This window comes from Streptomyces sp. NPDC005648 (assembly GCF_040605395.1).
In the GTDB taxonomy this organism is placed as follows: Bacteria; Actinomycetota; Actinomycetes; order Streptomycetales; family Streptomycetaceae; genus Streptomyces.
This window is the reverse complement of record NZ_JBEXCS010000003.1, coordinates 35,856-61,233: the sequence shown is the minus strand read 5'-3', so window position 1 is coordinate 61,233 and position 25,378 is coordinate 35,856. Positions and strand designations below refer to the sequence as shown.

The 25,378-nt window shown below is 73.0% G+C and carries 4 protein-coding genes; all 4 read right to left on the bottom strand.

The window, feature by feature from the left end; translation table 11 throughout:
* Window positions 1-12 precede the first annotated feature (12 nt).
* The 4 genes from ABZT17_RS02600 to ABZT17_RS02585 are packed head-to-tail and all read right to left on the bottom strand — an operon-like array spanning window position 13 to window position 25,350.
* A complete protein-coding gene (locus tag ABZT17_RS02600) occupies window positions 13-21,405 on the bottom strand; it encodes a hypothetical protein (RefSeq protein ID WP_356342753.1) in 21,393 nt (7,130 codons plus the stop codon).
* Between the two features lie 18 nt (window positions 21,406-21,423).
* The gene (locus tag ABZT17_RS02595; protein ID WP_356342750.1) at window positions 21,424-21,789 is read right to left on the bottom strand and encodes a hypothetical protein; all 366 of its coding nucleotides are present in this window, start codon (window positions 21,787-21,789) and stop codon (window positions 21,424-21,426) included.
* A 7-nt stretch (window positions 21,790-21,796) separates the two neighbouring features.
* Window positions 21,797-22,246, bottom strand: coding sequence for a YbaB/EbfC family nucleoid-associated protein (locus ABZT17_RS02590; protein ID WP_356342748.1), 450 nt, complete (start codon window positions 22,244-22,246; stop codon window positions 21,797-21,799).
* Window positions 22,243-25,350 (bottom strand): AAWKG family protein, encoded by a 3,108-nt coding sequence (locus ABZT17_RS02585; protein ID WP_356342746.1) that lies wholly within the window; start codon window positions 25,348-25,350, stop codon window positions 22,243-22,245. The genes ABZT17_RS02590 and ABZT17_RS02585 overlap by 4 nt, the downstream gene beginning before the upstream one ends.
* Between the last annotated feature and the right edge of the window lie 28 nt (window positions 25,351-25,378).

Genomic DNA, 25,378 nt, shown 5'->3' with positions numbered 1-25,378 from the left:
GGTGTCGACCGGTCAGTCGTCGTGGGGGACGGGCGGGGTGGCCGAGAACCGGTCGCCGTCGAAGTACAGGGTCAGCGCGGCACCGTCGGCGGCCGGGCCGAAGAGGTGGCTACGGCCGCCGGGCACGAGGACCCGCACCGGGCGCCCGATGTCCCGTGCGACGAGTGCCGCCAGGGTGAACGCGTAGGCGGAGGTGTCCGGACGGGCCAGTACCAGGGCGAGGCGTGCGGCGTCGTCGAGCCCGGCCTCCGCGACCGTCACCGTGCCGTTCTGGAGGATCGACTGGGCGCGCAGTTCCTCGGTGAGGGCGCCGATCTCGGCCAGCGCCCCGGTCTCCACGGAGGTGCCGGGGCCCGGCAGCCCCGCGTCGTCGGGAGCGCCGTGTGCCGCCACGTCACCCCGGGCCCAGGCGACCAGGGCGCCGTGCGGGTCACGGTCCCGGGTCCAGGCGGGGGCGGTGGCGGAGGGGCCGAGCAGCCCGGCCAGCACACGGACGAATGTCTCCGGAGCAGGGTCATTCCGGTTCTCCGGCTCCCGGGGCTCCATGGCGGCCTCTGGCGCGTGGGAGGCGGGCCAGGTGGGTGGGGTGTCGGCGGGCAGCGGGACGGCGTCCAGATCCTCGGCGGGCGTGCCGGTGCCCGGCCCACTGTGGTCGAACAGCCGGGTCGTGGCGTCCGTGACGCTCTCCACGATGCGCAGATACCGGCGCGGGATGTGCACCGGCGCCTCGGTCGTCGCCATCACGCCCGTGGTGCGCACGGCCGTGGCGTGGGGATGGTTGCGCAGCAGGAAGTCGTTGTCCCGCTGCTCGTCGGGCAGACCCAGGTAATGCAGGACCTCGTGCAGCAGATCGGCATCGGAATGGTTCACGTCGAGGTGGAGCTGACTGGCCCGGGCGGGCGCGGGCGTGTCCGTGAGCGTGACCGCCTCCGGATGCGACGGATCAGCGACCAAGGCGACGTTGACGTGGAGCTGATCACCCGAAACCGGCAGCACCAGACCGGAGTTGAGATGCGCGGCCACCAGAGCGCCGATCCGCTCGTTGAGCCGGCCGATCACGGCCGGATCGGTGGCGGCCACCGGAAGGGTGAGTGTGTAGTCACGCACCACCCTGCGGCCGTCCCCCGCATGGATACGGCGCACCCGCCCCCGGATCAGCGTGGTGGCACCGCTGAGCGTGCCCGGGCGGGGCGGATTGCTCTGATCGGCGTGCGGATCGAAACGCTCCGTCGACAACACCGCCGCACGAGCTTGCCCACGCAGCCCGTACCACTCCTCCCTGGCGACCGGATCGGCCGCACGCAACGCCGGCAGATCGTCCTCCGGATCCCGCTCGGGGGCGGGACGGAAACCGCCCGGCGGCTGAACACTGGGCGCGTCCTCCGCCCGCCGCGGCGCGTTCGACGGCGTGACCGACGAAGTCGCCGTCGCCCCCGCACCGGCAACCGGACCCGCGTCACTCGCGCTGTAGTGATTCAGCCCCGTGTAGTACAGCTCCACCGCGGGCACGTTGGTGGTCGGGCCGTACCGCAGGACGATGCCTCGGGGACCGCCGGTCGCGGTGGTACCGGCGAGTGCGGCGGACACCGGCTGGAAGACGTCGATCGGGACGCCGAGGGTGTCGGCCAGCAGCGGCAGGAAGGTGTCCCCGATCTGGTTCATCCACACGCCGGCCCAGTTCTGCACCGCACGGCTGAGCTCTGTCTCCTCGGCCGGTGTGAGGGCGGCGGTGCTCCGGTGATAGCCGGCCAGCAGCAGCGCCCGGCGCTCGGGCAGGGTCATGGTGGCGAGCGTCGGCAGCATGTTCACCGCACGCAGGTAGGTGAACATGCGCCGGTTGCTGGGCGGGCTGCCGGCCGGTCCGGGCGGCGCGCCGGGTGTCGAGACGGCTTGCGCGTAACGGGTCTGGAGATCGACCGGGTCCATGTCCTCGGCGCGGGTCACACCATGGATGCCGTACAGGGCCAGTTCGCTGTTGACCCTGGCGATCGGCATGGCCTGGACCGTCGTCGCGAACCGGCGGACGAGGACGCCCCGGACCTGGCCGAGCACCTGCGGCGGGAGCGGCCGGGTGCCGTTGCGGGCCGCCGTGAGCCGGGCCAGCACCAGGTTCTGCAACGCCTGCCGTACGGCCCGCAGATGACCGGATCCCTGGACGGCGGTCGCAGGGTTGTGGGTCAGGGCCACGAGGGTCTGCCGTACGAGGTTGGGCTGTGCGAGCCAGCCGGCGGTGGCCGCGCCGAGCGCCGCCGGATTGGCCTGTTGCAGCCGTGCGCCGACCAGTTGGGGCGCGCTGCCGATGACGGCGTACAGCAGGCAGCTGCCGTCGCCGGGGGTGGGGATGCCGTTGCCGCGCGGCGTGACGTACGGGGACGGCGCGGCGGCGGACGCCGTGGTCGTGGCGGGTGGCGGGGGCGGCGGCACGAGCGTGCTCTTGCCCTTGTCGGTCGCCTTGCCCTTGTCCGTGGCCGTTGCCGTGGGCTTGCCCGCCGTCTTGCCGCCGCTCGCGCCGGTGGCGGTCTTCGTGCCCGTGCCGGTGCTCTTGCCGGTGCTCTTGCCGCCGCTCGTGCCGGACTTGGCCGGGGCCGTCTTCTTCGACGTGGTCGCGGCCGTGGTGGCGTTCGTCCCCGTGGTGCCGGTGCCGCCGGTCGTGGTGGCGGGGCTCGCGGTCGCGTCGTGGGTCTGGCCGCCGGCCGGGAGGGGGGCGGGGCGGCCGTCGGGGTCGGGCCAGCGGGGCGGGGTGGTCGCGAAGGTGGTCCGCAGTGACTGTTCGGGCGTCGGGGCGGCGTCCTGGACGGCGGTGGACAGGCCCGGCAGTGCGGCGGTGGCCGCCATCTGGTCGGCGGCGGCCCGCTGTTGTGCGGTGACGGCGTCGGCGAGCCCCTTGTTGCGGCGGCTGACCTTGGCCTGGGCGCGGTTCACATGGCCCTGGGCGCGGGCCTGGCGGAGCCTGGCGATCCGCAGGTCCTCGCCCCGGCGGACGACGATGTCCGCGTCCCGCTCCGCGTCCGCCTTGGCCTTCCTGTGGTCCTCCTGCGCCCGCTGGATGCGGGCCGGTCCGAGGGTGACGATCTGCTGGGCCCGGCTGAGGGCCGCCCGGTCGGTGGCGAGCCGGGCGACGGCCTGCCGGATCGCGCCGTCGGCGGCCGTGATCGCGGGCACCACGGCCTGCACCCGGGGGTCGTCGGCGACATCGGCCGCGGGGCTGAGGGAGCGCTTGGCGCCGGTCGCGGACGGCGGTGGGGCGCTCACGGCCGGCGGGGCCGACGCGGTCGGCGGGGCGGTGCTCGACGACCCGCCCTGCCCGGTCCCCGCACCCTTCGCCGCCGCCGCGGCCGCGCGTTCGGCGCGCACGGTGTTCTCGGCCTGGGTCAGCCGGGCCAGCGCCGTCTGGAGGTCACGGCGGCCCTGGGCCTCGTCGCGCTCGCTCCGCTCGATCGCCGGGGGCAGTGCCTTGACGTCACCACGGGCTTTGGCGAGTCCCCGCTTCAGCCGTTCGACGAGGGCCTCGGCGTCCCGGGCGGCCTTGGCGGAGGCGGCGGCCGCGGCCTTCGCGCCGTTCTCGGCGGTGAGCGCGGCCGTCCCCGCGCCGTCCGCCCGGCCGAGGGCGTTCACCGCGTCGGTGTGCGCCCGGTTGGCGTGCTGGAGGGAGGAGGTGAGGCCGTTCAGCCGCCGCGGGGTGTCGGCGAGGACGTCGGTGGCGGAGTGCAGGAGTTCGGCCTGGGTGTGGAAGGCGGTCCACGCGGTGGTGAGGCCGGGGTCGGCGGTGACGAGGGCGCCTTCGGGCGTGAACTCCCAGCGGCGGATGCCCCGGGGGTCGCGGGTCATCAGTTCCACCGGCCGGTTGCCGAGCACGGCGGTACGGGAGGCCGTGTAGAGGGCCTGGCCGAGGCGGGCGCCTCCCGGGTCGGCGCCGAGGGCGACCCAGAACTGCACCCCGTGACTCCCGGCGGGGATCGCGGAGTTCAGGCGGTCGGGCAGGGTGTGCGCGGCGGCGGTGGCCCAGTCGGGGATCAGCGCGGGCAGGTCGTGGACGTTCGCCGGGGACTCGGCCGGGGTGATGAGGCCGTGGCCGAGCAGATCGCGTTCCTCGACCCGGAGCGTCACGGTGCCGGTGACGTGGCGGGTCCCCTCCGGCCCCTCCACGAGCAGATGGACGTCGGCGTCGACGACATGGCTGCGGGTGCCGCGGGCCCCGGCCGCCGGGGCGGCGGTACTGCCGGACTTGAGCCAGTCGCGGCGGCTGCCGGTGGTGGTGCCGCCGAAGGCGGAGGGCTGCGTCTGCCGCTGGGCGAGCGGTACGCCGAGTCCGGCGAGCTGCCGGTTGCCGTCGTCGCCGCTGAGGAGTTCGGTGAAGGAGGTGGCGAAGGAGTGGTCGGCGCCGGCGGCGGTGCTCACCGTGTCGGTGGTGTTGTGCAGCTGGTCGAGGGTGACGTCGTCGGCGTGCGTGGCGCGGCGCGGGTTGTAGAGCGTCACCGAGATCGACGGGGCCTCGGCCGGTGCCCCCTCGAAGGGGGTGGTGCCGGGCATGCGGCGGGTGAGGTCGGCGGCCAGCCGGGGCCGGTCGAGGGAGACCCGCCCGGCCTGGATGAGCTGGCCGAGGCGGACCGCCTGTCCCTCCACCGAGACGGAGGTGATCTGTGTGTGCCAGCTGCGTCCGCCCCGCGGCGCCACGTCGTTGAGCGCCGTCTCCAGATGCGCCCAGCCGTCGAAGCCGAACGCCGGGGTCGGCCCCACCGGGTGGAACATCTGCGCGTCCGCGAGATACGGGGTGGGGGCGGGGCCGGGCAGCACCGTGTTGCGCGGGTCGACGGCGGAGACGACGGACGGCGCGGTCACCGTGGCCGGCCGGACGGGCGCGTTGGTCTCGGTGCCGGTGAACCTGAGCGTCAGCCGGACCGGGACGCTGCCCGTGCGGGGATTGCCCCGCGCCAGCATCTCGTCCACCCAGCGGCGTACGTCGCCGTTCGCGTCCGACCAGGCGATGACGCCGTTCTGGATGAGCCCGCCCACGACATTGGGCGGCCAGTCGGCGACCAGTGCCGAGCGGACGGACAGGACGTAGTCGTACTCCAGACCGTCGAAGTCGGCTCCGTTGTCGGTGCGCAGCCAGAACCGGTTGTCGGCGGTGGTCGCCCGCCGGGCGGATCTGCTGGTGGCCGCCTGCGGGGTGAACACCGGCGCGGCCCGGTCCGCCCTGGTCGGGTCGGGGCCCTGACGGGGGCGGAGATAGCGGGTGGTCAGCGTGACCGGGAGCTGTTTCTGCCGGACGGAGGCGCGGGTGGTGGTGCGGCCGGACGAGGTGTGCGACTGCCACTGCTCCAGGCCCGAGCCGGGGGTCGAGGAACCCCGGACAGCGGCCAGGTTCTGGGTGCGCCGGGGCACCGCCGTCAGCGTGACCTCGACCAGCCGCTCGCCGCCGTATCCGTGGTGGCGGAAGTGGAAGCGGGTGGTGGCCCGGCGCGGGGTGCCGTCCGGGCCGCGTCCGGGCAGGGAGCGCAGTCCGCCGGTGGAGGTGAGCTGCGCGATCCGGCTGTGCACGCCGGGCTGGTAGCCGGAATGCCCCGGGGTGACCGCGCCGGGAGCCTCGGCCTCCACCAGCTCCAGCAGTTCGCGCCGCACCTGTCCGCGCCGCTCCCTGGGCCTGACGGGCACCAGCGGGATGTGGCCCGGGGCGTTCCCCGTCGAGGGGACGGGCGCGGCGACGGGCCGCTGGTACTCGATGACCGAGAGAACGCCGCCGAGTCCCAGTTCCCGGTTGCGGGTGTACGGCGCCGGGAGCGCGGCCGTGGGGGCGGGGGCCGGCGCCGGGGCGAGCCCGCGCACCGAGCCCATCCACCGTGCGTCCCGGGCGAGTTGCCCCTGTGTCATGAGGAACTGGAGTCCGTCCGGGACGTCGACGGCGAAGGTGACGGGGGTGATCGTGCCGGGGCCGCCGACCCCGTTGAACAGGGTGCGGGAACCGGCGCGGACCGTGACCAGGTAGGTGACGTCGGCGACCACCCGGTGCAGGGCACCGCTCTCGGTGGGGGTGCGGTTGACTCCGGTGGCCGCGGAGAGGGTGTCGGCGGTGTCGGTGCGGGCGACGTGGCCGAGCCGCGCGGACGGGTTGAACAGGCCCTTGTACGGCTTGGCACTGTGGCTGGGGGCGCTGGTGGAGACCGAACCGTCCGACTCCGGGCCGGTGTTGCCCTGCCCGGCCGCGTTCGCCGGGCCGGCGGGAGCGGTGGGCGGATTCTGGGTGAGGACCCCGGTCCTGCCGAACTGATGTGATTTTCCGAGGGACTTGAGCTGCTGGGCGCTGTCGGTGGCCGCGACACCGGTCTCCAGGTACTGCCGGGTGGTGTCCAGCAGCCGGGGCCGGTGCGCGACGGCCTGGATCTCCAGGGAGTACTGGCCGTCCGCGAGGGTCCCCGGCAGGCTCAGGCCCTCCACGACGTAGGAGTTCTTGAACAGCTGGTGGCCGTGGGCGACGAGACTGCCCGGGGTGATCGCCGCGTGCCGGGTCTCGGCGGCGCGTGTCGTGCTGTCCGTCAGTCCCCGTCCGGCGAGCGGCGAGACACCGTCGCGCTCCGGGCGGCCCGCCGCTCCGGCCGCCGTCCCGGTGGCGGTCGGGGCGGTGACGGGGAGGATCGGACCGGTGCCCGTGGCGGCGGGCGCAGGCTGGGCCTCGCGGCGGATCCGGGCGGCGGCCCGCTGGAAGGCCGACTCGATGGCCGCGGAGCCGCGCACGGTGTCGATGAGGGCGTCGTCCGGTATCCGCACCAGCTCCGGGCGCGGGGTGCCGGTGGCGTCGGTCGCGTCGAGCCGGGCCATGTCGGTGGCATCGGCCGGGCGGGGCGCCCCGTCGGCGCGCGCGGCGGGCGGTGCGGCGGTCGCCGCGGGCGCGTGGGTACGGCCGTCCGGCACCGCCAGCCGCAGCGCGCCGGGGACCGTGGGCGGGCCGGCGGCGGTCGACGCGCCGGCCGGGACGGGGGCGAGAGCCTGGTTCACGTCCTGCCCGAACCGCTCGCCGGGCCGGTCGCCGTCGTCCGTGTACAGGTCGAGGGCCAGCCGCACCGGCACCTCGAAGTCGTGGCTGTCCTGGCCGGTGCCGATGTAGAACTGGTCGTGCCCGGTGGCGCCGCCCACGGTGTCGCCGTGGGTGACCTGGTGGCCGTACTGGTAGTCGGCGCCGAACCCCAGGGAGCCCCAGCCGCCCAGCGGCCCGCTGACGCTGCCCATCGGGCCGATCGCGCCGCCGTACGACTCGCCGCGCTGCTCGCTGTCGCCGCCCGCCATCTGGGCCAGGCCCATGACCTGGATGCCCGGCAGGACCCGGCGGTGGGTGCTCTGGCGCGAGGCGTCACGGACGGCGGTGAGCAGCAGCCGGACCCGGCGGACCCCGGTGTCGGTGGCGTTGGGCACCTCGAAGTGCAGGGCGTGTCCGCCGTCGACCATGGCGTCGGCGGCGGCGCGCAGCCCGGTGCGGGAGCGGGCCTCGCGCAACCGGCGCAGGTTGTTGAGCTGGGCGTGCAGCCGGATCTGGTGCTCGGGTTCGTGGTCCCGCACCGCCTGCCTCAGCCGGGCACCGATCCCCGCCGCGCCGGGGGCGGTGGGATCGGGCGGCAGGAAGCCCTCGCGGCGCAGCCATGCCTCCGCGCGGTCGAACATGCCGTCCGTGCCGGTGACGTCGAGCGGGGCCGCGCTCAGTCCGACGCCGTCCAGCCGCTCCAGGGAGTCCGGGAGTTCGCGTACCTCGGCGGCGGCCGGGGGGTGGCCGGTGGCGTCGGCCTTGCTCAGGACCCGTAGGTCCATGCCGTGGGTGCGGGTCAGCGGGGGCGCCGCCGTCTGCGTCCCGTCCGGCCGTATCAGGGTGACGCGGTGGGTGACGGCGGACGGGGTGAGCAGATGGCCCCGGTTGGTGCGGATGGCGTGCATGGTGCCGGCGGAACTGCTCGCGCCGTAGGTGTTGGTGACGGTCGCCTGGGTCTGCCCGCGCAGCCCGAGACTGCCGCCCACGGTGCCGGAGGCGTCCGGATGGCCCTGCCGGTGGTCGCCGGTGAGGCCGGCGGCGGCGCTGCCGCTGACCGCGATGCCGCTGGTGTACTTGGAGGAGAGGTCGACCTTCGCGGTGTTGACGACATGGCTCTCGAGATTGATCTGGCCCGGGGTGCTCTGCCGCTCGGGGGTGCCGACGGTGGGCACGGTGACCAGGTGCAGCATGCCGACCGCGTTGCCCGCGGCGTCCGTGAGGACGGGCGAGTAGATCCCGCCGTCGATCTGCATGGGCAGCGTGCCGCGCAGCACCTGTTCGGAGAGGAAGTCCGCGACCTGTCCTGCGGCGGTGTCGTCCAGGTCGGCGTGGAACGTTTGGTGGACGTGCTCGTACAGGGCCCTGGGGTCGATCACGGAGTCGACGCCGTAGAGCGGGAGATCGGCCGGGGCGGCGGGCGCGGGCAGCGAACCCGGCGCCGGGTCGGCGGTGGTGAGGTGACGGGGGAACCAGATGGTGGTGGGGCCGTGCGAGGCCGGCGCGCTCCATCCGTCGGCCGCGGGGACGGGCGCGGCGGTGGCCGCGGGTGCGGGCGGCGCCGGGGTGACGGCGGGGGCGTCGGCCCGTACCCGCCAGTGGGTGGTGAACTCCACCGGGTCCGAGGGCTCGTTGGAGCGCTGGGCCGAGGTGGTCTGGACGGCCTGGGTGACGGTGGTGGCGTCGCTCGCCTGGTTGTGGGTGACGGCCGCCGACAGCGAACCGTCCAGGGCCCGCACCGCGGTCGGTGCCGCGATCGGCCAGGTACCGGTCCATGGCACCTGGAACGTGCGGTAGGTGCCGGACGGCTGGCTGGAGAAGTTCTCCCGGGTGCCGAACCCGCGCCGCTCGACGTGCTTGTCCGGGTCACGGGGATCGAAGCGGCCCTGCCGCAGGGAGGACCGCGGGTCCGAGAGCGTCAGCTGCACGTCGACGGTGTGATCGCGGCCGCCGGCCCGGACGGTGACGCGGTGACCGCCGTTGGAACGCAGATACGGCAGCTGGAGCGCCAGGTTCTCGCGGCTCAGCGCGTCACGCACCTGCTCGCTCACCGCCTCGGGCGGGTCGTCGGGGTCCAGGCCCAGCTCGTCGTAGACCTGCCGGTGCAGCCCCTCGATCACCTCGTCGGAGAACGGCTCCGCGTACACCAGCCCGACCGTGCCGTCCGGGAGCGTGCCGTAGGAGTTCACGTAGCTGGACGGGAACCGGGCCGGCGCGGGTGGCGGTGCGACCGGGGCGTGGGAGGCGGGCCAGGTGGGTGGGGTGTCGGCGGGCAGCGGGACGGCGTCCAGATCCTCGGCGGGCGTGCCGGTGCCCGGCCCACTGTGGTCGAACAGCCGGGTCGTGGCGTCCGTGACGGCCTCGACGATGCGCAGGTAGCGGCGCGGGATGTCGACCGGGGCCTGGGTGGTGGCCATCACGCCGGTGGTGCGCACGGCCGTGGCGTGGGGGTGGTTGCGCAGCAGGAAGTCGTTGTCACGCTGCTCGTCGGGCAGACCGAGATAGTGCAGGACCTCGTGCAGCAGGTCCGCGTCGGAATGATGCACGTCGAGGCGCAGCTGACTGGCCCGGCCCGGCGCAGGCGTCTCGGTGAGCGTGACCGCCTCCGGATGCGACGGATCCGAGACCAGATTGACCTGGACGTGGAGCTGGTCGCCCGAAACCGGCAGCACCAGCCCCGAGTTGAGATGCGCGTCCAGGAGTCCGGTGATGCGCTGGTTGAGCCGGCCGATCAGCACCGGGTCGGTCGCCGACACCGGAAGGGTGAGTGTGTAGTCGCGTACCCGCCGGCCGTCCGGCACCTGGATACGGCGGACCCGGCCCCGGATGAGGGTCGTGGCACCGCTGAGCGTGCCCGGCCGGGGCGGATCGCTCTGGTCGGCGTGCGGATCGAAACGCTCGGTGGACAACACCGCCGGCCGGGCCTGGGCCCGCAGCCCGTACCAGTCCTCCCTGGCGACCGGATCGGCGGCACGCACCGCCGGCAGATCGTCGTCGGGATCCCTCGGCGGTGGGGGGCGGAAACGGCCGGGCGGCTGAAGACTGGGCGCGTCCTCGGCCCGCCGGGGCGCATTCGACGGCGTCACCGCCGAAGCCGAGGTCGCCCCCGCACCGGCAGCCGGACCCGCATCACTCGCGCTGTAGTGGTTCAGACGCGTGTAGTGGACCTCCAGGACCCGGTCGGCGGTGGGTGAGCCGACGCGGGTCACGGTGCCGAGGCCGGTCGACAGGTCCGGCCGCAGCACCTCCACGGCCACATCCAGTGTGTCCGCCAGCAGCGGGAGGAACAGCTCGCCCTGATTGCTTTCCCACGACCGCGACCAGTTCGCGACCGCGTCCAGCGCGTGGGCCAACTCCTCGTCGGTGAAAGGCGCCTGGCTGTCGGTGTAGCCGTGACGCAGCAACCGGAGCAGCTGCGCGTCGGACAGTTCGTCCGGCGTGGGCAGCCGGTCGGTGTCCTGGAGGTAGGAGAACATCTGCCGTACGCCGGGGTCGCCGGTGTGGGGTACGCCGTCTGCGGCCAGGGCGGCGCGGTAGCGGGTGTTCAGATCGCTCAGGTCCTCCGGCGCGGTCACTCCGGAGATGCCGTACTCCTGGAGGGTTTCCAGGAGTTGGGGTCGGTCCATGCCCTGTGTGCGGTCCGCGAACCACAGCGCGAGCGTCTGCCGTACCTGGCCGACCGCGTCGTGCGGGAGCGGGCGGTCGCCGCGCGCGGTGAGCAGCCGGTCCTCGGCCAGCGCGCGGAGGCGCTCGGCGGCCGCCGTCAGTCGGGTGCCGGTCACGGTCAGCGGGGAGTTCGGCGGCCGATGGGTGAACTGGGCCAGAGCGGCGCGGACTTCGGCCGGGCGGCCCAGCCAGGCGTAGAGGGCCGGGTCCTCGGTGCGCAGACCGGGCAGCCGGTCCCGTACCCGCTCCGGGTCGGTGCCGACGAAGGTGTACAGCAGGCACCGGCCGTCGCCGCGGGTGGGGACGGTACGGCCCCGGGGCGCCCGCACCTGGAAGGGGGCGGGGTGTGGTTGTGGGTCGTCGGTGCCGGTCCGGTGGGCGTCCGTGGACAGGTCAGCGGGATCGTCCTGGGCGACGGCCTTGCCCTTGCCCTTGTTCTTGCCGGCTTCCTGGGTGCCCGTGTCCGTGCCTGGGTCCGTGTCCGTGTGGCCCAAGGCCTTGTCGGTGGGATTCCCGGACGTACCGCCGTTGTCGTCGTGGTCGGAGGCGCTGTCGGCCGGGTCTCCGGCAGGGCCGCCGGGGCCCTTGGGTGGGGCGGGGGCCGGCAGGTCGGGGGTGGTCAGTTCGGTGTCCGCGTCGGAGTGGTCGCCGCTCTCCGAGCCCTCGTCCGCCGTGCTGATGTCGTTGTCGTCGTCCGAGTCCTCGTCGCCGGGGAGTGGGGTGTTGCCGGTCGAGGGGCCCGCCGTGCGGGGCAGGCCCGAGCCGGGCCGGCGGGGGGCGGTGGTGGCCAGTGTGCTGTGCGACGCGGGCAGGGCCGACGGGCCCGAGGCCAGCACGGGGCCGGCCGCGCCCCGCAGCGCCGTCCCCGCGGCGGTCTGCCGGGCGGCGGCGTCGTCGCGTCGGCCGAGGGCGTTGTCGAGCGCGCTGTCGATGTCGCCGAGCGCCCGCTCGGCCCGGTCGTGGGCTTCGCGTGCGTCGCCCCGGGCCAGGGTCATGTCAGCGGCGTGCCGGCGGGCCGTGCCGGCGTTCGCGCGCAAGGTGTCCGCCGTGGCCCGGGCGCCCGGGAGCTGCGCCCGCGCCTCGCTCAGCGCCGCCTCGTCACGGGCGAGGGCGGCCCGGGTGTCTCGGACCGTCCCACGGTCTCGCGCCAAAGCGGCCCGCACCTGGGCGAGTTCGGCTTCCAGGCCCCGGATCTCGGCGGTGACCTCGTCGATCTGCCGGGCCGAACGGGGGGCGAGGGCGGGGGCGTTGCCGTCGGCGGGGGCCGCGAGGCCGGGCATGCCGTCCGACGCGGGCGGCGGGGCGACGGCGGTGCCGCCGTCCGACGAGGTCGCGCCCACCGAGGTGGGCGACGGAACGGGAACGGTCGTGCCGCCGTTCGCCGACGGTCCGGCGAGGGCGTCCGGCGTGGGGGGCACCGCCGACGCGTCGGCGTCCGGGGCAGGGGCCTCTGCCGCGGTCGTGGTCGTGGTCGGGGTCGGGGTCGGGGTCGGGGCAGCGGCCGTCGTGCCGGTGGCCGTGGCACTCGTCGGGGTGCCGGAGTGGGCGGTTCGGGGCGCCGCGGACGCGCTGGTGAGTTCGGTCAGGCGGCGGCGGGCCGCCTTGGTCTCGGCACTGAGCCGTACCTCCTGGCGCTCTCCCTCGGCGATCGCGTCGGTGAGCAGGCCGAGGGCGCTGCGGGCCTCGGAGATCCCGCCGGCCAGGGTGTCGGCTCGGTCGGTGAGGGCCTTCGTGTCCGCGTCGGCGCGGTCGGCCGCCTGCTCGGCGGCCGTGGCGTCCGCCTCGGCCCGGCGGGCCGCGGCGTCCGCCGTGTCCAGCGCCGTGACCGCCTGGTCGAGGGCGTCCTGCGCGAGGGGCCTCAGCTCCCGCAGCCCGCGTTCGTCGTCGGTCGCCGCGTCGTGGTCGGCCACGGCCCGGTCGAGATCGGCGGCGGCGGTCTCGAAGTCCGCCCACGCCCGGTCGAGCGCCGGATCGCCGGTGGTGGAGACACCGGTGGCGGAGACGGCGGCCGAGCCGTCCGTCTCCGGTGGGGCCTCGTTGCCGTCCGCCGGCCCGGCCGGGGGTGTGGTGAGGGTGCCGTCCGCGTCGAAGGGCCAGATACGGAGGCCCTCGGGGCCCCGGGTCACCAGTTCCACCGGGTGACCGGTGGCCCGGGCCGTACGGGAGGCGCCGTAGAGGGCGAGGGACAGCCGGGAGCCGTCCGGGTCGGTGCCGGTCGCCACCCAGAACTGGTATCCGTCGTCCTCGGGATCGACGCCCGCGGCGAGGGCGGCCGGCAGCTGTCGCGGCGGTGTCGACGCCCAGTCCGCAGGGGCGGCGCCGGTCCGGGCCGACAGGAGGGCCGGGAGGTCGTAGACCCGGGGAACGGGCCGGGGCACGGTGATGCCGTGGCCGAGCGCGTCCCGTTCCTCGATCCGGATCGTGGCGGTGCCCGTGACGTGCCGTACGCCCTCGGGACCGGAGACCTCGATGTGCACGTCGGCGCGGACCTCGTGGCTGCGGGTGCCGCGGCCCTCGGCGGGCAGACTGGTGCTGCCGGTCTTGAGCCAGTCCCGGCGCCCGCCGGACACGGAGCTGCCGAAGTTGCTCGCGTCCACGGGCCGTTGCAGCAGCGGCGGGGTCGCGCCGAGCAGATGGCGGTCGGGGTCGTCGGCGCTCAGCACGAACGGCAGCGACAGTCCGGTCACGGTGTCGCCGCCGGAGACCGTGCCGCCGCTGTCCGAGGTGATCCGCAGCCGGTCCAGGGCCACGTCGCCGCCGTCGGTGACCGCCCTCGGACGGTACAGCGACACGGTCAGGGTGGGCCGTTCGTCCGGGGCACCCTGCAAGGGGAACGCGCCCGGCATCGACGGCAGCATGCCGCCGACCTGACGGGGGGTGTCCAGCGAGAGCGTGCCGGCCTGGAGGAGTTCGCCGAGCCGTACCGAGGCATGCTCGTCGGAGGTGGAGGCCGGCTGGGCCCGCCAGCCGCTCCCGGTGGCCGGGGCCACCTGGTCCAGGGCCGTGTACAGCTGGTCCCAGGCGTCGAAGCCGTACACCGGCACGTTGCTGGTCGGGTGGAACAGGTCCGTCTCCCGCAGCGGGGAGTGGCCGTTGTACAGCAGACGGGGGTCGACCCGGGACACCGAACGGGGTACCGGGGGCGGCTCGGCGGGGGGCGTGTCCGTCTCGCTGCCGGTGAAGCGCAGGCTGACCCGGGCCGGTACGCGGGCCCGGTCGCCGAGTTCGCCGGAGAGGGTACGGCTCAGCCACGAGCGGGTCTGCGAGTCGGTGTCGTCCCAGGCGATGAACCCGCGTTGCACCAGGGCGCCCACCACGTTGGGCGGCCAGTCCAGGACCAGGGTGGAGCGGACCGTGGCGACCAGCTCATAGTTCAGACCGTCGAAGTCGGCGGCGTTGTCGGTGCGCAGCCAGAACCGGTCCTCGGCGGTGCGCCCCTGTCTGTCGGCCTTGCCGGACGCGGACACCACATGGACGGAAGGGCCGAGCCGGTCCGTGCGGTCGTCGCTGTCGGGGCGGCTGAAACGGGCCGTCGGGTTGACGGTGAGCCGGTGCTGCCGGCCCACCGACGAGGAGGTGGAGCGGCCCGCAGCGGTGTGCGAACCCCACTGCTCGATACCGGACTTGTCGCCCGGCACGGCGGTGCCCCGCAGCGCGCCCCGGTCCGCGGTGGTGCTCGTGGGGCGGGCCGACAGCGTCACCTCGACCAGGGCGGCCCCGCCGAAGCGGTGGTGCCGGAAGCTGAACCTGGTCTGTCCCCCGCCGCGCCCGATCAGCGCCCGTTTGCCGGCGGCACCGGTGTGGTCGGCGATCAGCGCGGCCACCCCGGGCAGATAGGCGGCGTGGCCGGGAGTGGTCGCACCGGGTGCGTACCGGTCCACCAACTCCCTCACGTCGTCGTGGAACTGGCCGCGCCGTCCGAGCCGCCCGGGTGCGGAGCCGTCGAGTTCGGTGACCGAGGTGACCGTGGCGAGGCCGAGGGTGCCGTCCCGGACGTAGCGGGCAGGCAGCGGCGGGCTCTCCAGGCCGGTGGCCGGGGTGTCGGCCGGCAGCCCCGTCACGGCGCCCATCCACCGCCGGTCGCGGCGCAGTTGGCTCTCCGTCATCAGGAACTGGAGCCCGCGGGGCACGTCCACGGCGAGCGTGACGGTCTGCGCCGGTCCGAAACCGAGGGAGTTGGCGAGCACGTTGCGGTGGCCGGTGCGGACGGTGACCAGGTAGGTCACGTCGGCCGTGACGCGGTGCTGCAGGCCCGACTGGGTGGGCACCCGGTTGGTCGCGGTGGTGCTGGTGAGGGTGTCGGACTTGTCGCTCTTGCGGTCGTACTGGTAGCGCGCGGACGGGTTGAAGCGGGACGGTGCCGGTGGCGTCGCCGGTGTCGGCGGCGTCGCCGCGGGCGTCGGTCCCGGTGTCTGCGCCGCGGAGCCGGTGGGCGGTGGGCTCGTGGTCGTCGAGGGCGTCGGGTTGTTCTGGGTCGCCGAGCCGGCCAGGCCGAACTGGTGTGTCTTGCCCAGGCCCTTGAGCTGTTGCGCCGAGTCGGCGACGGAGGTGCCGGTCTCCAGGTACTGGTTCACGCTGTGGGTCAGCCGGGGTGTGTGGGCGACGGCCTGGATCTCGATCGCGATCTGACCGTCGGCACCGAGACCGGGCAGGGTCAGCCCCTCGACCACGTAGGTGCCGCCGAAGATCTGGTGCCCCCGGCCGACCAGCGAGCCCGGGGAGAGCGCCGCGGTACGGGCCTCGGCGCTCACCGTGGTCGTGTCGGCGGGCGGGCTGCCGACGAGCGCGCTGCTCAGGAAGCCGGTGAACGCGCCCATCATCCCGCGGCCGGGTCGGGCGGGGGCGGGGGGTGCGGTGCCGGCGCCGGTATGGGTGGCGGTGTCCGGTGCGGGACTTGTGCGGGTGGCGGTGTCCGGAGCCGGGCCGGCTCCCAGGCCCGTGACGATACGGCGGAAGGCGTCCTGGAGGGCCGCCGAGCCGCGGGCCACGTCGATCAGGGCGTCGTCCGGCACACGGACCACGTCCGGGTGCGGGTCACCGGTGGCCGGGTCGGTCATGGCGAGCCGCTCGGTGTCCAGCGGCGCGACCTGCCGTACGGTGTACGGCTCTCCGGCCGGCGCCGGTTCCTCGGCGTCCAGGGTCCGCTCGTGCGGCACGGCCAGCCGGACCGTGCCCGCGACGCCTCTCGGTGCGACGGTCGCCGGACCCGCTTCCAGATCGTCCGCGGCGTGGCGCGCGGGCTCCGGCTCACCGAACCTGACCAGCGGATCCTGGTCCGGACCCTCGTACAGGTCGAGGGTGAGACGGGCCGGCACCGCGAACTCCTGGGTGTCCTGCCCGGTGCCGATGAAGAACTGGTCGTGCCCGACCGTGGTGGCGGTGGTGTTGCCGAGCGTGGCCTGCCCGACGTACTGGTAGTCGCCGGTGCCGCTCAGGGTCCACGCGCCGTGCGGGGTGGGCAGGCTGGGCCCGCCGCCGAAGCCGGCGCCGAGGCCGTAGCCGGTGCCGAGGCGGCCGGTCACCCCGCCCGCCGCCTGGGCCAGGCCCATCACCTGGATGCCGGGCAGCACCCTGGTGTGCACCACGGGGGCGGCCGTGTCCCGGTGGGCGCCGAGCTCCAGCCGCACCCGGCGCCGACCCGTCACCGAGGGGATCTCCAGATACAGCGAGTGGCCGCCGTCCACCATGGAGTCCGTCGCCGCCCGCAGCCCGAGCCGGGAACGCAGCTCGTGCAGTCGCCGCAGGTTGTTCAACCGGGCCTGCACCAGGGTCTCGTCGGGCAGCAGGCCCCGGCGCGGGGCGGTCGCGGGCGGGGGCAGGAACCCCTGGTCGCGCAGCCAGTTCTCCGCCTGGGTGAACAGCGGGTCCGCGCCGTCCACCCCGAGCGGCACGGTGGACTGGCCGATCGTCTCCAGTGTCGCCAGCTCGTGCGGCAGCGCGCGGACCTCCTCCGCGGCCGGTGCGTGGCCCCGCGCGTCCTCGGCGCTGAGCACCCGCAGATCGAGGCCGTGCCGCCAGGTCCCCGGGGTGTAGGCGACGGTGCTGCCGTCGGGCCGGATCAGGGTGAGGGTGTAGGCGACGTCGGCCTCGGTGAGCAGATGGCTGCGGTTGGTGCGGACCGCGTGCATGGTGCCCGCGAGAGAGCTGGTGCCGAACGCGTTCTGCGCCGAGAGGCTCGCCACGCCCTTGCCGGTGAGGGTGCCGCCGACAGTGCGGGAGGCGTCCGGGTGCCCACGCCGCGGATCACCGGTGAAGGCCGGGCCGACGCTGCCGGTGACGCTCACCCCGCTGTTGAACGTGGTGTTCTGGTCGTTCTTGACCGTGTTGACGAGATGGCTCTCCAGGTTGATCTTCTTGTCGATGCTCTTGGCCACCGGGGTGGTCGGGGTGACCTCCGCGTCCAGCCGCATGATGCCGACCGCGCGTCCGTGCGCGTCGGTGAGCACCGGCGAGTACAGCCCGCCGTCGCGCTGCATCGGCAGGGTGCCCCGCAGCACCGGTTCGGCGAGGAAGTCGGCGAGCTGGGCCGCCGCGGTGGCGTCCAGGTCGGCTCGGAAGTGCTGCGCGGCGCCCTCGAAGAGCCGGCGCGGGTCCAGTACGGAGTCCACCCCGTAGACCGGCACGTCGTCGAGGTCGGCGGGGGCGGGCAGTCGCTGGTCCGGATCGGCGTCGGCGTCCACCAGGTGCTGCGGGAACCAGACGGTGACCGGTCCGTGCCGCTGGGGCGCGGCCCAGTCCTCCGTCGCCCCGGGGAGGTCCGTGCGGACCTGCCAGGCGCCGGTGAAGTCGTAGGCGCGGGACGGCTCGTTGCTGCGTTGCGCGCTGGTGGTCTGCACGACCTGGGTGACGGTGGCCGAGCCGTCCGCCTGGTTGTGGGTGAGGGTCGCGGACAGCCCCAGGTCCACCCCGCGGACCGGGCCCGCCGCCGCGATCGGTATCGAACCGGTCCACGGCACCGGGATGGTCGAGAAGGTGCCGGACGGCTGCGACGAGACGATCTCCCGGGTGCCCTGTCCACGCCGTTCCACATGCTTGTCGGGGTCGCTCGTGTCGAGAGTGCCCTGCCGGGCGGACGGCCGCGCGTCGTCCAGCGTCAGCCGTACGTCCACCTGCCGGTCGGCGCCGTTCACGCGCAGGGTGATCCGGTGGCCGCCACGGCTGCGCAGATACGGCAGGTTCATCGCCATCTGTTCCGCCGACAGCACGTCCCGCAGCTGCGCGGCCACCGGGTCCCCGGGGCGGGGCGAGGGGATGCCCAGCGCCGCGAGGACCTGCCGGTGCACCCCGTCGACCACCTCCGGCGCGAAGGGCTCCGGATACACCAGTCCCACCTGGCCGTCGTGGCGCCGCCCGTAACCGCCCAGATAGGAGGTACGGGGCCCGCCGCCGCTCTCCGACTCGGGCAGAGCGCCGGTGTGCCCCTCCGGGGAGGTCACCGTGAGGACGGGGACGTCCACCGGGGCGGGCGCCGGGGCGGGTTCGGCCTCGGCCGCGGCCTCGGCGGTCGCGGGGTCGGCGGTCAGCGGATCGGTGCCGTGGGTGTCGGTTTCCCGCGTGTCCGTTTCCTGCGTGTCCGTTTCCTGCGTCTCGGTTTCCTGCGTGACCGGCACGGGCGTGGAGGTCGTGGGCACCGGGGTCGGTGCGGTGGTGGGCTGGTCGGCGGTCGTGTCGGCGCTGACCGTGGGCGGGGCCGGCGGGTCGGCGCCGGGGGCTTGCCGGAACGGGCCTCGCGGAGCGTTGTCGCGCCTGCCGCTCCCGGTGCCGCGGTGGTCGTCGGCCGGATCGCCGACCAGGGTGCTGATCAGCGTGAGATGACGGGGCCTCAGCCCACCCGGCTCGTACCCCGGGTCGGGCTCGGGCGTGGACCGCGTGTGGTCGCCCATCAGGCTGGCCGTGCCGCCGCGGTGCGGGGCGGCCGGATCGAGGCCGCTCTCGTCGCGCAGGCCGAGCTGGTGGCCGACCTCGTGGGCCAGGTCCGACTCCGAGATGTCGGCCGGCCATGAGTGGTGGGTGGCCGGAGTGCCGTCCGCGGGGTCGGTGAGGGTCACGTCGAGATGTGCCGTCTCACCGGGGGCGGCGGGCTCGACGGTGACGCGCAGCAGGCTTCCGTCCTCGAGCCGGTGACCGGGGGCGTTGAAGAGCCGCTCCACCCCGTCCGTCAGCCGCTGGTGCACACCGTCGGCGTGGGGGCCGAGGTGGGGGCCGCCGGTGATCCGGTACGTGACGGTGAGATCGGTGACCGGTACGCCGTCGTGGGTGAAACGCCGTACGGCGAAACCGGACCGCACCACGTACTGGGTGCTCGTGCCGTCCGCACCGACGGGCCGGGACACCGGATCGACCCAGGTGTGGCTCCGCTCCGAGGGCGTCGCCCCGGCCCGCGCCGCTGCGAGACTCCCGGGCTCGGGCACCACGACGGGCGTGCGGGTGGGGGTGAGATCCACGGGTGCGGGGGCGGGGGCGGGAGTGCTGTCCGGGCCCGGTGCGGTGGTGGCGTCGGGGGGAGGCGTACGGGGCTGAGGTGAGGGGCCGGACGAGGTGCGGACGGACGCCTGTGCCGGTGCGGGGGTGGCCGTCCCGGGGTCCGAGAGCGCGGTCACGTCCGGGGCGGCGTTTGCCGTGTCCGATACCGAACCGACCGTAGGAGCCGCGCTGTTGCCGGTGGTGGCAATCGGCGTGGGCGGCTCGGCACCCACGTGGGTGCTGCCCGGGTCCGTACTCCCGTCAGCGGGGAGGCCGGCGGGATCCGTGCTGGTGGTCGTGTCGGTGCCGGAGTCCGTGTGCGTGCCGGAGTCGGTGCCGGTGTTCGTGTCCGTGCCAGTGTTGTTGTCCACGCCGGAATCGGAGTGCGGGGAGGCGTCGGTGCCGTGCGTGGTGTTGGTGTTGTCGTCGGACGTCGTCTTCTCCGGGCGCCCCGTCGTCGTCGTACGAGGATTGCCGCCGGAGTTCGAGGACGTACCGGAACCGGCCGCCGGGCCACCCGAGTTCGTACCGCTCTGGATGGGCACACCGGACCCGGTCGAATTCGTACCCGTGCTCGTCGGTGCGACACCGGTGTCGGGCGCGCTCGCGACCGGAGTGACCGGAACGTCCGTCGAGGACACCGGAGTCGAGAGCGTGTTCTGCGGATCGCCGGCGCTGTTCGGCTGCTGCTGAACTGTCCGTACGGGTGCCGGAGTTCCCGAGGTCGTGGTGTGCGGGGTGGAATCGTCCGTGTCGGCCTGCCGCGGTGTCCTCGTGGGCGCACTCGACGGCGACCCTCCCCCACCTGCCGAACTCGTCGTCCCGTGCGGAATGTTGCTCTGCAGGTCTCCGCCGTCGACCTTCACCTCGTCGAAGTGGGTGTCGAGGTCGGGAACATCCGTGTCGAGGTCGGTGGAGCGAGGCGGTGGGGTGGTTGTGGAGGTGCGTTGCGGGGTGGCCGTCGACGAACTACCGCTGTTCGACGTCGTGTTGATGGGACCGGGGCCCGATGTCGTCGTCGAGTTGTCGTCGGTGGTGGACGGGTTCGACGACGAGCCGGTCTTCGAGGGGCCGGTGTCCGTGTCGGACTCGGTGGTGGAGTCGTTCGGGATGTTCGCCGTGCCGAGTGTGTTCATCGGCGCCGGGGTGTTGAAGTTGAACTTGCCGCCCACCGCGCTCGCGCCCTGGCCGAGATGGCGTTCGCTCATCGCACTGAGGCCGCTGCCCAGGAAGGTGTTCAGGGGGTCGATGGGGAAGCCGAAGATGGACGCCGTGGCGATCTCGCCGAGCGTCTCCGCGCCGCCCTCTGTGAGGAAGTGCTCGATGTCCTCGCCGAGTTCGTGCTTCACCTTGTCGACGAAGCTCTTCGGCTTCGGGGTGGGCGTCGGGGTAGGCGTGAGGTGCGGGTTCGGCGTCGGGGTGGGTGTGGTCTTCGGGTTCGGCGTGGGGCTCGGCTTCGGGTTCGGCTTGGTGTTGACGTCCGGGTTGTCGAACTGGTGGTTGTTGAACTTCTTCCCGTTGCCGCTGATGTCCTTGAACGGGTTGTGGCTGCCGAAGATGTTCTTCAGGTTGTTCTTCAGACCCTTGCCGAGGTCGCTGAGCAGGCCGTGGAACAGGCCGGTGAAGGCGCCGAAGACACCGTCCTGGATGATCTGCGACCAGTCGAATCCGTTGGGGCGGCGCCCCTTGGGCGCGCCGAGCATCATGGCCAGCCGTACCGCGAAGGTGGTGAACGCCTCTTCGATCGCCTCGGTGACGCTGGGCATCAGGTGCGTCTTCTTCATCAGCCATTCGAGCAGCGTCAGAATGGCGACCCGGCTGCGGGCCTTCGCCACCGCGGCCTGGCTGGAGGCGGTGCCGCCCGTGAAGGCGGACAGCACGGCGATGACCAGCAACTCGATGAGCAGGCGCACCAGTTCGGCGATGATCTGCCACTTGGACTCCATGATGTCCATGGAGGACTTGGTGCGGGACTGTCCGATGCCGTCGAGCTGGTCGGCGAAGTCCCTGAGGTAGTTGACGCCGCCGCTGTCGAGGAACATGTGCATCGCCCGCACATAGTTGTTCCCGACCTGCGGCGGCAGCGCGCGCCCGACCCCGCCGGCGGTCTGCTCGATCAGGTCCGAGAGTTCACGCATACGCCGGCCCAGCCGCTCGTACGGCTTGCCGTTGGCGTAGGCCATGTCCTCGTCGGCCTGGAGGAGCTTCTCGCCGATGAGCACGAACAGGAGGTTGTTCAGCTGGGGCGACGCGTGGATGGTCATCAGGGGCGGTCCGCCGCGTCAGTGCTTTCCGTTGTGCGAACCACTGTTGGTGTCGCCCGTGTTGACGCTGGAGTCGTGGATGGCGTCCAGGACGCCGTTCTGGGTGCCGAGCACGCTCTTGAGGTTGGTCAGGGTGCCGTCGCCGATGCTGACGATGGCCTCGGAGAGGGACGAGCCGGTCTTGATGGAGCCCTCCCGCTGTTCCTTCTCCTGCGGCCGCATCTGCTTCGCGTAGCTGTCGTCGTGTCCGGGCCAGCCGGAGGTGGACGACACATCGGTGATGAACTCTTCGATCATCTCATTGGCCAGTCGGCTGATCTGCTCGATCTGCCGGGTGCCGGCGATGAGCGCCGGCGGGCTGGCGGAGTAGGCGTTCTCCGACATCGTCTTCTCAGTCCTCCGGGTCTTCGCTGATCTCGTCGCGGAGCCTGCCGGCTCCGCGCCGTCGACCGCTCTTGGGGCCCTCCAGCACTCCGGGCCCGAAGATCTTGTTCCAGTCCACGTCGAAGCCGGTGATCTCGGGTGCCTCGGGGCTGGCCCTGGTGAAGGGCTCGAAGGTGGCCATGACGTGCCGGGCCATCCGGGCCCGGGCCTCCTGCACCGCCTCCAGCACGCTCGCGGCGAGCTGACCGGCGGGCATCGTGCGGTACTTGTCGTCCAGGAAGGTCAGCGCGCGCAGGTCGCCCTGTGCGCTGACGGTCACCTCGACCGCGCGGTCCGCGGAGCGCACCGTGCTCTCGGCGTGGGCGAGTTCGCCCTCAGCGCGGGCCACCGCGGCCTCGGTGGCCTCCAGTTCGGCCATCGCCTTGGCCAGCCGCTGCTCGATCGACTCGCCGCTCATCGTCCGATCACCGCCGGTGAACCGCCCTCGTCGGTGCCCCAGACGTCCTCGTCCTCGGTGAGCCAGGCGTCGCGGGCACGGTCGCCGCTCTCGGTGGAACGGCCGTTCTGGCCCGCGCCGTTGCTGCCGGGTCCGCCCACCGGGTAGGGGGCGCTGGACGTGGTGGGCCGGGTGTAGACGATGTCCTCGTCCTCGTCCACGGAGGAGGCCCGGTTGGTCCGGCCGCGCCGGGTGGCGCCGCCTGCCGGGTCAGTGAGAACGGCCCGGGTGCGCTCGGTGTTGCCGCCCTGCCCGCCGCCCGCGCCTCCCATGCCGCCGCCCATTCCTCCCATGCCGCCCATCCCCATCGGGTTGAGCGGTGTACCGCCCGACGCGCTCTGCTCGCCGGTGGAGGCGGCGGCGAGGGTGCTTGTGTCGAGGGCGTCGGAGCGCAGCGGGCCGCCGGTGTAGGGAGTGCTGTCGTAGTCGTCGTAGCCGCTGTCGAGGCCTGAATCCAGGCCGCCGCCGGACGTGTTGAGGCTGCCGCCGCCGAGTCCTCCGCTGTTGAGGCCGGTGGTGTTCAGGCCGCTGGTGTCGAGGCTGCTGCCGTTGTTCAGGCCGCTCGTGTCGAGGCCACTCGTGTCGATGGTGCTGCCGTTGTTCAGGCCGCTGGTGTCGATCGAGGACGAGGGGAGGCCGCTGCCGTCGATGTCGGTGGTGGTCGTGTGGCCCGACGGGTCGGTGGTGGTGAGCGCGCCGGTGTCCGGGTTCAGCGTCTGGACGGAGCCGTCCGGGAACTTCGTGGTGAGCGTGCCGTCGTTGTTGAGCGTGGTGGTGGAGCCGTCCGGGTTGGTGAAGGAGTCACCCGGGTTGAGGTGTGTGGTGGTGACATGGCCCGAGGGGTCGGTGACCGAGACCTGACCGGTGTCCGGGTTGAGGGTCTCGGTGGAGCCGTCCGGGAAGTGGGTGGTCAGCGAGCCGTCCGAGTTGAGCTGGGCCGTCGAGCCGTCCGGGGTGGTGAAGGAGCCGGCGGTCGGGTTGAGCTGCGACAGCGAGGTGGTGCCGTCCGGGTTGAGGGTGCTGACCTGGCCGGTGGTCGGGTCGAGGGTCTGGCTCGTGCCGTCCGGGAACTTCGTGGTGAGGGTGCCGTCGTTGTTCAGGGTGGTGGTCGAGCCGTCCGGGTTGGTGATGGTGGTGCCCGGGTTGAGCTGGGAGACCGAGGTGGTGCCGTCCGGGTTGGTGGTGGTGACCAGGCCGGTCGACGGGTCGATGGTCTGGGTGGAGCCGTCCGGGAACGTGGTGGTGAGGCTGCCGTCGCCGTTGAGCTGGGTGGTGCCCCCGGTCGGGGAGTTGAGCGTGGTCGAGCCGTTCTTGGTGGTGTCGCCGCCGTTCAGGAGCGAGGGGTTGAGGCTGGTCAGCGCGGCGTTGGCGAGGTCGGTCGGGTTGTTGCCGCCCGGACCGTCGTTGTTCAGAAAGCTGTTGGTGTTGAGGTCGTCGAGCCCGCTGCCGACGTTGTTCAGGCTGTTGCCGAGATCGTTGTTCAGGTTGTTGAGGCTCGAATTCAGGCCGTCGCCGATGTTGTTGAGGCTGTCGTTCAGGTTGGTGTTGAGGTTCGAGCCGAGGTTGTTGAGGCCGTCGCCGAGGTTGTTGAGGTTGTCGTTCAGCCCGTTGTTGAGGTTGTTGAGGTTGTTCCCCAGGTTGTTGAGGTTGTCGTTCAGCCCGTTGTTGAGGTTGTTGAAGTTGTTGCCGAGGTCGTTCAGGTTGTTGCCGAGGTTGTTCAGGCTGTTGTTGAGGTTCTCGTTGTTCTTGTTCGCCTCCTCCTCGGCGATCTCGTTCTCCTCCTTCTGGAGGACCTCGGAGAGCGTCTCCTTGTTCTTGTTCGTGACCTCGTTGGCGAAGGCGTCCTCAACGTCCGCCCAGGCGTTCTTCACGGCGCTGAGCGCGTCGATGGACGGCTGCTTCAGCTTGGCGTCCGCGTGGTCCGACCAGCTCTTCACGGCGGCGTCGGCGACCTTCTGCCAGGTGGTGTGCTGCGTGAGGTCGCCGTAGTTGGGGACGGACTGCTTGAAGTTGGCGTCGGTGGAGTAGGAGGTGTAGTCGCCGCCTCCGTACTCGCTGTAGGTGGACTGTGTCGATTCCAGCACGTGGTTGATGTTGTTGTTGATGACCCACTGGCTGATCTCGTCGAGGATCTTCTTGACGTGGTAGTGCGGGTCGTGCTGGCCGTCCGAGGCCCAGTCGGTCCACGCGGTCTGGATGGCGGTGATCGCGTCCTTCAGCGCCGTCTGCGCGGCGGCGAGCGCGTCACTCAGCTTCGACTTCGGGACGTAGCCGCCGAGGGTGGTGTTGGTCGCCGTGTAGTCGCTGCCGCCCAACTGGGAGACGTAGCCGTCGTAGTTGGTCTTGAGCTCGTGCAGCAGATGCCAGAAGAGGCTGGCCGCCTTGCCCTTCCAGGCCGCCTGGTCCTCGCCGAGCGAGGTCATCCACTGGTTCACTTTGTCCGAGTGGTCCTTGAAGAACTGCACCACCCGGTCGAAGGACTGCCCGGTGTTCTCGAAGGAGAGCATGTCGACGGCGTTGGCGTCGATGACCGACAGTCCGCTGTACTCGAAGCCCTGCGTCGAGTACGGCGACGCCAGGATGTGGTCGAGGACCAGCTTGCTGCCCGAGATGTACTGCGCCATCGGCCCCGAGTCCCACTGGACGTGCGAGTACGAGCCCTCGAACGCGCCGCCGCCGGTGACCTCGCCGCCGCTCCAGAGCGTGGCGCGGCCGTTCGCGTCGACGGTGACGCCGATCATCACGATGCGTGCCTTCTTCATGCTCACGCTGTCGTGGGCGCCGTCCCCGCCGGCGTCGTAGAAGGCCAGGTCGTAGTCCTCGCCCTTGTTGACCTGCCAGCCGCCGATCGCCGAGTAGTCCGCCGCGGTCACCGACCTCATGCTGATGCCCTGGATGTCCATCCGGAACAGCTTCAGGTTGCCGAAGTCGTCGTTGGACGAGCTGCTCAGCTTGTCGAACAGCGTGGACCGGGCCGGGAGTGTGTAGCCGGTGAAGTCGGTGACGGCCTGGGCGAAGTAGTCGTCCGGGTCGTAGTTGGCGGTCCCGGTTGTGGTTTCGGCCATGGGGCGGACTCCGCTGCGGAGGAGGAGG

Bases quoted from the DNA above. Each gene is read 5' to 3' on its own strand.
- ABZT17_RS02585 (WP_356342746.1), bottom strand. From the start codon at position 25,350: ATGGCCGAAACCACAACCGGGACCGCCAACTACGACCCGGACGACTAC.
- ABZT17_RS02600 (WP_356342753.1), bottom strand. From the start codon at position 21,405: ATGACCATCCACGCGTCGCCCCAGCTGAACAACCTCCTGTTCGTGCTC.
- ABZT17_RS02590 (WP_356342748.1), bottom strand. From the start codon at position 22,246: ATGAGCGGCGAGTCGATCGAGCAGCGGCTGGCCAAGGCGATGGCCGAA.
- ABZT17_RS02595 (WP_356342750.1), bottom strand. From the start codon at position 21,789: ATGTCGGAGAACGCCTACTCCGCCAGCCCGCCGGCGCTCATCGCCGGC.